Here is a 12,066-nt window from a genome sequence, read left to right on the forward strand (position 1 = left end):
ATAAGAGTGTTCATGTTAAGCGGAATATATTATTATTAAAAAGATGGATTAGAACTGGAAATATGGAATCCATCTCAAATACCGTTTTAGAATTTGGAGGAATATATGCAACACCGTAAAAAACTATCTATACCAGGAGTAATGAGACATTCCTTTCAAACAGTTAAATTTGCTTTTTGGAATGTATTAACTTTTCAACTTGCTTATAAATTATTAGCAGCGATTGTGTTTGTTCCGCTATTTGGAATTATTTTTAATAAGTTATTGTATTTTGGTGGTTATGCAAATGCGACAAATGATGAATTATTAGCGTTTTTAAAGACGCCTTATGGCATCTTAGCAATCGTAATTTTATCATTGTTAGCACTGTTTCTTATCTTTACGGAATTTGCGGTGCTTATTATTATTTCGTATTTCGCTCATAAAAGACAGAAGGTGAAATTACGTCCGATTTTATATAAAACGGTAACGTATTTACCTACTCTTTTCACATATTGCTTACCGGGATTTATTTTATATGCTGTCGTATTGTTGCCTCTTTTAAATATGGGATATGAAACGGCATTAATCCCGCAAATTCAAATTCCTAACTTTATTACAGGAGAACTGTTTAAGACAACGATGGGGCAAGTTGGTTATTACACGTTCTTTGCTGTAGTCGCGTATTTGAATCTTCGATGGATTTTCGTTCTACCTATTGTTGTTTTAGAGCAAAAATCATTTCGCGTGGCAGCACGTAAAAGTGCAAATTTAGTAAAGGAAAGCTTTTTTAAAGTACTACTCTTTTTAGTAGGATTTTTTATTTCAATTGGAATTGTATATGTCGTATTTTTGGGAATATATTTATTGTGCCTATGGGGTGTTTATGAATTTACAAACCCGAAAGGAACATTTGCATTATTAGCTGAATCAACGATTTCTGTATTTTTAACGAGCACATTGTATTTATTCAGCTTTATCGTGACGCCATTTTATATTATGGCGATTACGCGATTATACTTACAAAAGGTACCGGTTGAAGATGTTTTATTAGAAGAAGGATTAGATTATTCGAAAACGAAAGCAGATAAATGTTTCTTCCAAAAACATCGTTGGAAATTCATTGGCGTATACATTGTAGGGATTATTACTGCGGGAATGGTCGTTGCCTTCATTGTAACGTTTATTTCAAATTCGTATAAAGAACCGATTATTATGGCGCACCGCGGGTATATATCAAAAGGCGTAGAAAATACGAAAGAAGCTGTGCAAGGTGCTATTGATGCAAAAGCAGACTACGCTGAAATAGATGTATTACAAACGAAAGACGGTGAACTAGCGGTTATACATGATTTGAAGCTGAAACGTCTCGCAAATGCAAATGTGCATGTGTCAGATTTAACGATGGCTGAGTTAAGGCAGCTTACCCTTAGTCAAGATGGACTTTCAGGACAAATAAGTACACTTGATGAAATCATTAAGCTAGCAAATGGCAAAATCAAACTTAATATAGAAGTGAAGCTTCATGGGGGCGAAAAAGACTTTGTAAACAAAGTCTTAAAAACGATTAAAGATAATGAATTTGAGAAGCAATGTGTAATTCAAACGTTACACTATCCGCTTATTAAAGAGTTTAAGCGTGCAAATCCAGATATAAAAGTAGGGTATATATTGTATGCAAGTAGAGCTAACTTAAAGAATGTGAAGGCTGACTTTTACGTAGCAGAAGAATATATGTTAAATAAGAAATTAGTAAAAGAAGCAAGGAAGTTAAACAAACCAATTTACGTATGGACAGTAAATGATATGGAAAATTTAAAGGCATATTATAAGTTAAACGTAGATGGTATCATAACTGATTACCCTGAAGATGCACGTGAAACAATTAAGATGTTAAAAGAGCAAGAAGCGGAAGAAAGTGATCTGTTTGATAAAATTACTGAAACGACAGATGATTTGTTTTTAAAATTATTTATAAGTTACCCAGCTGCTAGCTAAATGCTAGCAGCTGTTTTTTTGTGAAAAGAATATATCTCTAAAGTATTAAGTAAATTAATAACTGTATATGTATACGTTATCGCTTAGTTTTTTACATTGTTACATTATTGTCAAATAATAAATGATTACTGTTTATTTTGAAGAAGTATAATAAAAATTGAGTGAAAGATAATGGAATGTCACGAAACCCCTAATAGAATCAATGTTTTATATATTTACACTATTCTAAATATATAAACTTTAGAAAAATGATATGTTAGCGTTTTCATAACTTTTAAGTTATGCTAGAATAAGGACATAAGTTATTAATTATTACAAAAAGAAAAAAGAATCTCTTTTTTCTGTTAATTATAAGGGGGCATTTCATTATGCGTATTGGGGTACCAGCAGAAATTAAAAACAACGAAAACCGTGTGGCAATGACACCAGCAGGTGTTGTACATTTAATTCGTAACAATCACGAAGTATTCATTCAAAAGGGTGCAGGTTTAGGATCTGGTTTCACAGACGCTCAATATGTTGAAGCGGGAGCAAAAATTGTTGATACAGCTGAAGAAGCTTGGAACATGGAAATGGTTATGAAAGTTAAAGAACCAATTGAAAGCGAATACAAACACTTCAGTGAAGGCTTAATCTTATTCACATACTTACACTTAGCTCCAGAGCCAGAATTAACAAAAGCGTTAATTGAGAAGAAAGTTGTTGCGATTGCATATGAAACAGTACAATTAGAAAACCGTTCTCTACCATTACTTGCACCTATGAGTGAAGTAGCTGGTCGTATGGCTGCACAAATTGGTGCGCAATTCCTTGAGAAAAACAAAGGCGGTAAAGGTATCTTACTTGCAGGTGTTCCAGGAGTTAAACGTGGTAAAGTAACAATCATCGGTGGTGGACAAGCTGGTACAAATGCTGCTAAAATTGCAGTTGGACTAGGTGCGGATGTAACAATCATCGACTTAAGCGCAGAACGTCTTCGTCAATTAGATGACATTTTCGGAAACCAAGTAAAAACTTTAATGTCTAATCCTTACAATATTGCAGAAGCTGTAAAAGAGTCTGATCTTGTAATCGGTGCAGTATTAATCCCAGGTGCAAAAGCTCCAAAACTTGTAACAGAAGAAATGATTAAATCAATGGAACCAGGTTCTGTTGTTGTAGATATCGCGATTGACCAAGGTGGTATTTTCGAAACAACTGACCGTATTACAACTCATGATAACCCAACTTACGAAAAACACGGCGTTGTTCATTATGCAGTTGCAAACATGCCAGGTGCGGTTCCACGTACATCAACTCTTGCATTAACAAACGTAACAGTACCATATGCAGTACAAATTGCTAACAAAGGCTACAAAGAAGCTTGCCTAGGCAACTCTGCATTACTAAAAGGTATTAACACATTAGATGGCTATGTAACATTTGAAGCAGTTGCAGAAGCTCACGGTGTAGAGTACAAAGGTGCTAAAGAATTATTAGAAGCAGAAACAGTATCTTGCTAATAGAAGCATTATACAAAACAAAATCGAACAATATATAATACAACATGATAAGAGCTAAGAGATAATACCTCTTAGCTCTTCTTAGTAAAAGGGGGCATACATCGTGGCCAACCTATTTAAAAAGAAATCCGTTACGCAATTGTTAGGGGAAAGTAAAAGTAAAACTTTGACGAAAACGCTAGGGGCATTTGACCTAACAATGCTAGGGATTGGTGCGATAATTGGTACAGGAGTTCTAGTATTAACTGGATTAGTAGCAGCAAGAGATGCTGGTCCAGCAGTTATTTTTTCATTTATGATTGCAGCAATTGTTTGTGGATTTGCAGCATTATGTTATGCAGAAGTTGCATCTACACTTCCTGTTTCAGGTAGTGTGTACACATATTCGTATGCAACAATTGGTGAGTTTGTTGCTCATTTAATGGGATGGACATTGTTATCCGTATATGTCGTAACGACTGCCGCAGTAGCTGGCGGATGGACGGGTTATTTCAATAATTTAGTGAGTGGACTGGGACTTGAAATTCCGAAAGCGTTGCTAACGATTCCAGCGCAAGGTGGTATGGTAAACTTACCAGCAGTTATCGTTACGTTAGTGATAACTTGGTTATTATCACGAGGTACGAAAGAAAGTAAGCGTGTGAATAACATAATGGTATTAATTAAAATTGGTATTGTTGTTTTATTCATTGCAGTTGGTGTATTCTACGTGAAACCAGAAAACTGGATACCATTTGCACCTTACGGTTTAAGTGGAGTGTTCGCAGGGGGAGCAGCAGTATTCTTTGCTTTCTTAGGATTTGATGCATTAGCAACTTCTGCTGAAGAAGTAAAAAATCCACAACGTGATCTACCAATTGGTATTATTGCTTCGTTAGTCATTTGTACAATCATTTATGTTGTAGTTTGTCTTGTTATGACAGGCATGGTTTCTTATAAGGAATTAGATGTACCTGAAGCTATGGCATATGTGTTAGAAGTTGTAGGACAAGATAAAGTGGCTGGTGTAATTGCTATTGGAGCTGTAATCGGTATTATGGCTGTAATTTTCGCTTACATTTATGCGACAACACGTGTATTCTTTGCAATGAGTCGTGACGGTTTATTACCGAAATCTTTTGCGAAAATTAACAAGAAGACTGAAGCGCCAACATTTTCAGTTTGGTTAACAGGAATTGGTAGTGCTTTAATTGCTGGATTTATCGATTTAAAAGAATTGTCGAATTTAGCGAATATTGGAGCGTTATTAACATTCGCCATGGTTGGTGTAACTGTTATCATTCTTCGTAAAACGCACCCGAAATTACAACGTGGATTTATGGTACCACTTGTACCGATCTTACCGATTATTTCAATTGCATGTTGTCTATTCTTAATGGTAAATTTACCGTTAACAACATGGATATACTTTGGTATTTGGTTAGCGATTGGAGTAGTTGTATACTTTGTTTATTCGAAAAAACATAGTCATTTAAAAGACGATGGAAGTTCGCAGGATAATTTAGAACAAGCTAATTAAAGGGATATAACACAGTAAGCCTTGTGCGTCTAGGGAGCGCGCAAGGCTTTTTCTTTTGTTGAAATAAAGGGAATGTATATTACTTTGTTGAATTTTTATGTCGGAATATGAAAAAGGGTGGGAGCAAAATGCAAGAAACGAAAGTTGTTGTGGGAGCAGAGGGGTATAATAATAACCCTGGTTGGTTACATACGAATGAAGAAGAATTAAATTTAGTACGAAGAGAAACCTGGCTTGATAAATTTCAACCTAATTCTTTATCGGTAATTTTGGCAGAACATGTATGGGAGCATTTATCATATGAAGAAGGAATTGAAGCTGCAAAAATTTGTTATGAATTTTTAATAGAGAATGGATATATTCGTTGTGCAGTACCAGATGCATTTTTTCCAGATGAAGAATATCAGCAAGGGGTACAAGTAGGTGGACCTGGTCCATTAGATCATCCTGCAGCAAGCCATAAAATTGTTCATAACTACAAAACAATCACGTCCATGTTTGAATCAGCAGGTTTTCAAGTGAGGCTTTTGGAATACTGTGGTGAGAATGGTAAGTTCCACTATAGTGATTGGAATGAGAAAGATGGATTTATTTATCGATCGAAACGTTTTGACCATAGAAATCGGGATAATCAGTTAGGATTTGTTTCTTTAATTGTGGATGCGGTGAAAAATGAAAAGTAAGTAAAAAGGGGTGTGCGAATTGTACATCCTTTTTTGTATGAGAATATAGAGGATGCGGAAAATATGTATATGACTTATTAAAATATGAACGGAATGTTCATAAAAAAATTCAGATTTCATTGACACATATGAGTAGGCGCTCATATAATAAGAGTATAAGATATATGAATGATTGTTCATATGTTCAATTAAAGAGGTGAGCTATAATGGCTGGAAATAAAGTAGAAACACCACAAGAGACATGTTCTCAAACGATAATTCATGAAGAAGTTGTTGAGCAAGTAAAACAAACAATTCCAACTGATGAAAGTTTAAGTAAAGTAGCAGAACTATTTAAAGTATTAGGTGACCGTACACGTACGAGAATATTACATGCGCTATTTGAAGCTGAAATGTGCGTTTGTGATTTAGCTTATTTATTAGGAATGACACAATCATCTATTTCGCATCAGCTTCGTGTGTTAAAGCAAGCGAAACTTGTGAAGAATCGTAAAGAAGGAAAGGTTGTTTATTATTCGTTAGCTGACCAGCACGTAATTCATATCTTCGAGCAAGCGTTTGAACACGTAAACGAAGAAGAATAAAAAGAACGCGAGGAGGGAGAACGATGGCTGAAGCGTTAGTGAAAAAGAAACTGATGTTAGAAGGTTTAGATTGTGCGAATTGTGCAATGAAAATTGAAAAAGGTGTTGGGAATATAGAAGGAGTAAATTCTTGCTCTGTAAACTTCGCAACAAAGACAATGATCTTAGAAACAGCACAAAATAAAGAAAACGAAGTTGTTACGGAAGCAAAACAACTCGTTACAAAATTAGAACCGCATATTAAAGTGCAAGAAGAGCAAAAAAATAAAATTGCTAAAGAAGTATTTATATTAGAAGGTTTAGATTGCGCGAACTGTGCAATGAAAATTGAAAATAAAGTGAAGGAAATGCCAGCTGTCTCAGAAGCAACTGTTGATTTCGTATCGAAGAAACTACGAGTAGAAGTTGCGAATAAAAGAGAACTAGAAGCAACTGTAGCAAATATAACAAATGTCGTTCAAAAGTTAGAGCCAGATGTGAAAGTTGTTCGTGAAGAGAAGAACGGTCATGACCACGGACATAGTCACGATCATGGTGAAGCAAACGTGAAAAAGATGGTAGGGAGATTAGTGGTCGGCGGAATTTTGACAGCAATTGCTGCATTAGCGAGCTTACCACAAATGGTAACAATTCCGTTATTCGTCCTTGCTTATTTATTAATAGGTGGAGATATCGTTTGGAGAGCGGTAAGAAACATAACTCGCGGCCAAGTATTTGATGAAAACTTCTTAATGGCAATTGCAACTGTAGGAGCCTTTGCAATTCAGCAATATTCAGAAGCCGTAGCAGTAATGCTATTTTATCAAGTAGGAGAACTATTCCAAAGCATTGCGGTAAACCGCTCTCGAAAATCAATTACTTCATTAATGGATATTCGTCCTGATTATGCGAATGTAAAGATTGGGAATGAAACGAAACAAGTATCACCAGAAGATGTACAAATTGGCGATTATATTATCGTTAAGCCAGGTGAGAAAGTACCATTAGACGGAAAAGTAATTGAAGGAACATCAATGGTAGATACTTCAGCATTAACTGGTGAATCTGTACCACGTGAAGTTGAAGTTGGAAATGATGTATTAAGTGGTTTTGTGAACCAAAACGGCGTGTTGACAATTGAAGTTACAAAAGAATTCGGTGAATCAACTGTATCGAAAATTTTAGATTTAGTTCAAAATGCAAGCAGTAAAAAAGCACCAACAGAAAATTTTATTACGAAGTTTGCGCGTTACTACACTCCAGTTGTAGTTATTACAGCTGCGATCATGGCGTTTATTCCACCGCTTATTTTAGAAGGGGCTACATTCTCTGAGTGGATTTATAGAGCTTTAGTGTTCTTAGTAATCTCTTGTCCATGTGCGTTAGTTGTATCCATTCCCCTTGGATTCTTTGGAGGTATCGGTGGTGCATCTAAAAGTGGTGTGTTAGTAAAAGGTAGTAACTATTTAGAAGCTTTAAATGATGTAAAATATATTGTTTTTGACAAAACAGGAACATTAACAAAAGGTGTTTTCAAAGTTACAAAAATGGAACCGAGTGAAGGTACTACAAGCGAAGAGTTATTAGAGTATGCGGCATTTGCTGAAGTGTATTCTAACCATCCGATTGCCCAATCTATTCGAAAGGCATATGGAAAATCAATTGATGAAAAAATAATCGATGATTATAACGAAATTTCTGGTCACGGTACAGTTGTAAAAGTACAAGGAAAAGAAATTTTTGCAGGTAATGCAAAATTAATGAGAAAAGAAAATATTGAATTTAAACAACCAGAAACAGTAGGTACATTAGTTCACGTTGCTGTAGATGGAAAATATGCAGGTTATATTGTTATCTCTGATGAGGTGAAAGAGGATTCGAAACAAGCGATTCAAAAGTTAAAAGAACTAGGTATTAAAAAGACAGTAATGTTAACTGGTGATGCAAAAACAGTTGGTGAAGCTGTCGGTAAAGAATTAGGCTTAGATGAAGTTCATGCGGAATTACTACCGCAACAAAAAGTAGAAGAGATTGAAAAAATTGATGCAGCGAAGCACGGAAAAGAAAAAATTGCCTTCGTTGGTGACGGTATTAATGATACACCAGTATTAGCCCGTGCAGACGTTGGTATTGCGATGGGTGGTTTAGGATCAGATGCAGCAATTGAAGCGGCAGACATCGTTATTATGACTGATGAGCCTTCGAAAATTGCGACAGCTGTAAAAATTGCAAAACGCACAAGAAGTATAGTATGGCAAAATATCATCTTTGCTTTAGGTGTAAAAGGGATCGTTCTATTACTTGGTGCCTTTGGTATTGCAACAATGTGGGAAGCTGTTTTCTCAGATGTTGGTGTGACACTACTTGCAGTGTTAAATGCAATGCGTGTATTACGAGTGAAGGATTTATAAAAAGAGGACGCAACCTGCGTCCTCTTTTTTATTAGTGATTTTGTTGAAATTGATTCAATAAAATAATATCAAATATTATTTTACTTTTAAATAGTATAATATTAAAATTTGCAAATAAAAAAACATTCGTCTTATTATTTTAATATATTTTTTACAAATATCCATATAGTATTGAAAAAAACAGAGAAGGAGAAACTTCTCTGTTTACTTTTGTATGTTTTTTTCAACTTGTTCTCGAACAGTTTGAATGTAATTCATTTTATGATCCCAACATTCTTGGCTTAAATCGACAGGATACTCTTCGGGATTTAAAGTTCGCATGTATTCTTCCCAAAATAGAGCGAGACTCTGTTCATTATATTGTTGAATATCTAATATACTTGGTAGTTCATATGTTCTTTCACCGTTAACGAAAATGTCTTTATGGAGTTCACGGGCTTCAAAGTTTGTTACGAATTTACTTATATATGTGTGAACTGGATGGAACATTTTTAAGCGCTCTTCTTTTCCAGGTTCTTCAGAATCTAACGCAATATAATCGCCTTCTGCATGATCGTTAACCCGATTGATAATACGATAAATTCGTTTCAGTCCTGGAGTGGTAATTTTTTCAGGATTAGATGAAATTTTAATCGTATCATTTAATTTTCCGTCAGTATCTTCAATCGCAACTAGTTTGTAAACAGCCCCTAATGCAGGTTGCTCAAAGGACGTAATTAATTTCGTCCCAACGCCCCATACGTCAATTTTTGCTCCTTGAGATTTAAGGTGCATAATTGTGTATTCATCTAAATCGCTAGAAGCGATAATTTTTGTATTTGTAAACCCTGATTCATCTAGTAGTTTTCGTGCCTTTTTCGATAAATAAGCCATATCACCACTATCAAGACGTATACCATAGAAATCAATACGATCCCCAAATTCTTTTGCAACACGAATTGCATTTGGAACACCAGATTTCAATGTGTCATATGTATCAACGAGAAAGACGCACTTTTTATGAGTTTCAGCGTATTTCTTAAATGCGACGTATTCATCGCGATATGCTTGAACGAACGAGTGCGCATGTGTGCCAGCTACAGGGATCCCAAAGCGTTTCCCAGCACGAACATTGCTTGTAGAGGAGAAACCACCAATAAAGGCAGCACGCGTCCCCCAAAGGGCAGCGTCGAACTCGTGGGCACGTCTTGTGCCGAACTCTAAAAGCTCATCATTATTTGCAGCATGTTTCATACGGGCTGCTTTTGTTGCAATTAATGTTTGGTAATTCACAATATTTAAGAGAGCGGTTTCAATAATTTGTGCTTCACCGAGTGGTGCATCAACGCGTAATAAAGGCTCGTTATTAAATACAACTTCACCTTCTTGCATACTACGAATCGTCCCAGTGAATTTCATATTTTGTAAATAATGAAGGAATTCTTCTTCAAATTGTAATTCTGCTAAATAAGCGATATCGCTTTCAGTAAAGCTGAAATTTTCTATGTACTCTACAATTTTCTCAAGGCCAGCAAAAACAGCATAACCGTTCTCGAATGGAAGCTTTCGAAAGTATAAATCAAACACGGAACGGCGATTATGAATACCATCTTTCCAATATGTATAAGCCATGTTGATTTGATATAGGTCTGTATGTAAGGCATAACTATCGTCTTTATAATGAGTCATCGCGAGAACACCTCCATAATTTGGTTATAGTATACCAATTTTTCACCATTCGTAGCAAAGAAGAGATATTGAAGTGAAGTCAAGAGAGAAAAAAATGAAATTATGCATATTTTTTAGAAAATTTATATTTATCAATTTATATTTCTCCAAATTTTATGTATTATTAGAGTAATGGGGTAATGAGAATGGAGGAGGACAATGCAACAAACATTAGAAAAAATAGGCAAACAAGTCTTTTACAAACGGCTTCAGCAAAAAATGACACAAGAAGAATTATGTCAGGGCATTTGTTCTGTCTCATACTTAAGTAAGATTGAAAATGGAAAGATCGAAGCATCAGAAGAAATTCTACAATTGCTCTGCACAAGACTAGAAATTGCCGTGACGGATTTGAGAGATGTAGAAGAAGATGTGAAGGGGAAGCTAGATGAATGGTTAAATGCACTAGTTCATTTAGACAAGCAACAAGTAGAACGTATATATGAAGAGTTGCAAGGTGAAATGAAGCATGTGTTGGATTTTGAAATTATAAATTATTATAAACTGCTGTATACGCGATATTTAATTATGAAAAGGGACTTAGTAGCTCTTGAAGAAGAATTGGATAAGTTGAAAAAGGTGTATAAAAAATATTCACCATTTCAAAAAATGCTTTATACGTATAGTAGGGCGTTATTATATTCTTTACAGTATAAATATACACAGGCTTTGGAGTACTTACTGCAAACGGAAACCATGGCGAAGGCACTGGGCTATTATGAAACGGGGATATATTATAATTTAGCGCTCACATATAGTCAGATGGAAATAGACCACATGACTTTATACTTTGCCAATGTTGCGTTAGAAGGCTTTAAGAGTGAGTATAAGTTTAGAAATATAATTAATTGTAAATTTCTAATTGCATTTAGTTATACTCGAAAAAAACAATATAATGAAGCGATGGAAATCTATAATCATATTCTAAGAGAAGCAAATTCTTTTGCGGATAAAGATAATATTATGTCAATCGCTTTAAATAATATTGGTTATTTGTATTACCGTCAAAAGAATTATGTGAAGGCAAAAGAGTACTATATAGAATGTTTAAAGTATAAAAAAGAAGAGGATATGAATTATATTGATGCTATGTATGAACTATCCTTACAATGTATTCAATTGGGAGAATTTGAAGACGCGAAGAAATGGATTGAAAAAGGTATTTTTGCTGCAAAGAAAGCTGAAAGATACAAAGGAATGTTATATTTACTATTAAGTTTACAATATAAGTATTTTGAAAAAAGAGATACTTATAAAAGGTTTTTGGAAACAGAGGTAGTTCCTTTTTTTAAAGCTGAAAACAATATAAAAGATTTGAAAACTATATATTTAGAGTTGGCGGAGTACTTAGAAGAATGCGCAGATTTTAAAGAAAGTAATTATTATTATAAATTAGCAATAAAATTATTAGAAGAATAAAAAGGAGTGAGATTATGAAAAAGTTTATTGTAGGAACATTTGTAATTATGTCAATTGCGGCGATAGTATTAGATATTCAGTATGCTTGGAAACCAGATGTCCTTGGTCAAGAAGCTAAAACCGTTGAACAAATTAATTCATAATGAAGAAACCCCTTTCCAACCGGAAAGGGTTTTTTCATTATTTGTTCCTCAAAATTCTACAAAACTTGAGAAATAAATTAATTGAATTTTTAGTATATTAATAGTGGAAACATAATGCTAATATGAAACTACTCTTTTTCAA

Annotated in this window: 9 protein-coding genes; 8 read left to right on the forward strand and 1 reads right to left on the reverse strand. The window is 34.6% G+C overall.

The genetic code is table 11. The features are described 5' to 3' along the window. Positions 1 to 105 precede the first annotated feature (105 nt). The 6 genes from ACS2FK_RS21365 to ACS2FK_RS21390 all read left to right on the forward strand — a co-directional run bounded on the left by ACS2FK_RS21365 (position 106) and on the right by ACS2FK_RS21390 (position 8,655). A complete protein-coding gene (locus ACS2FK_RS21365) occupies positions 106 to 1,977 on the forward strand; it encodes a glycerophosphodiester phosphodiesterase (protein WP_001164720.1) in 1,872 nt (623 codons plus the stop codon). 368 nt (positions 1,978 to 2,345) lie between these two features. After that, the gene (gene ald, locus ACS2FK_RS21370) at positions 2,346 to 3,479 is read left to right on the forward strand and encodes an alanine dehydrogenase (RefSeq protein WP_001219741.1); all 1,134 of its coding nucleotides are present in this window, start codon (positions 2,346 to 2,348) and stop codon (positions 3,477 to 3,479) included. Between the two features lie 103 nt (positions 3,480 to 3,582). Further along, complete coding sequence (locus ACS2FK_RS21375) at positions 3,583 to 4,998, forward strand: amino acid permease (RefSeq protein WP_001284897.1); 1,416 nt, start codon at positions 3,583 to 3,585, stop codon at positions 4,996 to 4,998. A 128-nt stretch (positions 4,999 to 5,126) separates the two neighbouring features. Continuing rightward, the gene (locus ACS2FK_RS21380; protein ID WP_063546422.1) at positions 5,127 to 5,681 is read left to right on the forward strand and encodes a class I SAM-dependent methyltransferase; all 555 of its coding nucleotides are present in this window, start codon (positions 5,127 to 5,129) and stop codon (positions 5,679 to 5,681) included. Between the two features lie 206 nt (positions 5,682 to 5,887). Next, positions 5,888 to 6,265 (forward strand): ArsR/SmtB family transcription factor, encoded by a 378-nt coding sequence (locus tag ACS2FK_RS21385; protein ID WP_000918378.1) that lies wholly within the window; start codon positions 5,888 to 5,890, stop codon positions 6,263 to 6,265. A 23-nt stretch (positions 6,266 to 6,288) separates the two neighbouring features. After that, positions 6,289 to 8,655 carry a heavy metal translocating P-type ATPase gene (locus tag ACS2FK_RS21390; RefSeq protein WP_000796571.1) on the forward strand — a complete coding sequence of 789 codons (2,367 nt, stop codon included), beginning with the start codon at positions 6,289 to 6,291 and terminating at the stop codon, positions 8,653 to 8,655. A gap of 204 nt (positions 8,656 to 8,859) precedes the next feature. On the opposite strand, the gene ACS2FK_RS21395 is transcribed toward ACS2FK_RS21390, so the two are convergent. Next, entirely contained in the window at positions 8,860 to 10,323 is a 1,464-nt protein-coding gene (locus tag ACS2FK_RS21395; RefSeq protein ID WP_000150180.1) for a nicotinate phosphoribosyltransferase, read from the reverse strand. Positions 10,324 to 10,521: 198 nt separating this feature from the next. Between ACS2FK_RS21395 and ACS2FK_RS21400 the strand changes: the two genes are divergently transcribed. Together ACS2FK_RS21400 and ACS2FK_RS21405 are read left to right on the forward strand one after the other, a co-directional pair. Beyond that, positions 10,522 to 11,781, forward strand: a complete 1,260-nt coding sequence (locus ACS2FK_RS21400) for a tetratricopeptide repeat protein (RefSeq protein ID WP_061661011.1) — start codon at positions 10,522 to 10,524, stop codon at positions 11,779 to 11,781. A gap of 14 nt (positions 11,782 to 11,795) precedes the next feature. After that, positions 11,796 to 11,924, forward strand: a complete 129-nt coding sequence (locus ACS2FK_RS21405; protein WP_000713580.1) for an NprX family peptide pheromone — start codon at positions 11,796 to 11,798, stop codon at positions 11,922 to 11,924. Positions 11,925 to 12,066 lie beyond the last annotated feature (142 nt).

The sequence above is a fragment of the Bacillus cereus group sp. BceL220 genome, from assembly GCF_051776965.1.
In the GTDB taxonomy this organism is placed as follows: domain Bacteria; phylum Bacillota; class Bacilli; order Bacillales; family Bacillaceae_G; genus Bacillus_A; species Bacillus_A cereus.

What these genes read in the sequence shown, in the direction of transcription:
- ACS2FK_RS21365 (WP_001164720.1), top strand. Translation starts at nt 106, where the DNA reads ATGCAACACCGTAAAAAACTATCTATACCAGGAGTAATGAGACATTCC.
- ald (WP_001219741.1), top strand. Translation starts at nt 2,346, where the DNA reads ATGCGTATTGGGGTACCAGCAGAAATTAAAAACAACGAAAACCGTGTG.
- ACS2FK_RS21380 (WP_063546422.1), top strand. Translation starts at nt 5,127, where the DNA reads ATGCAAGAAACGAAAGTTGTTGTGGGAGCAGAGGGGTATAATAATAAC.
- ACS2FK_RS21385 (WP_000918378.1), top strand. Translation starts at nt 5,888, where the DNA reads ATGGCTGGAAATAAAGTAGAAACACCACAAGAGACATGTTCTCAAACG.
- ACS2FK_RS21390 (WP_000796571.1), top strand. Translation starts at nt 6,289, where the DNA reads ATGGCTGAAGCGTTAGTGAAAAAGAAACTGATGTTAGAAGGTTTAGAT.
- ACS2FK_RS21395 (WP_000150180.1), bottom strand. Translation starts at nt 10,323, where the DNA reads ATGACTCATTATAAAGACGATAGTTATGCCTTACATACAGACCTATAT.
- ACS2FK_RS21400 (WP_061661011.1), top strand. Translation starts at nt 10,522, where the DNA reads ATGCAACAAACATTAGAAAAAATAGGCAAACAAGTCTTTTACAAACGG.
- ACS2FK_RS21405 (WP_000713580.1), top strand. Translation starts at nt 11,796, where the DNA reads ATGAAAAAGTTTATTGTAGGAACATTTGTAATTATGTCAATTGCGGCG.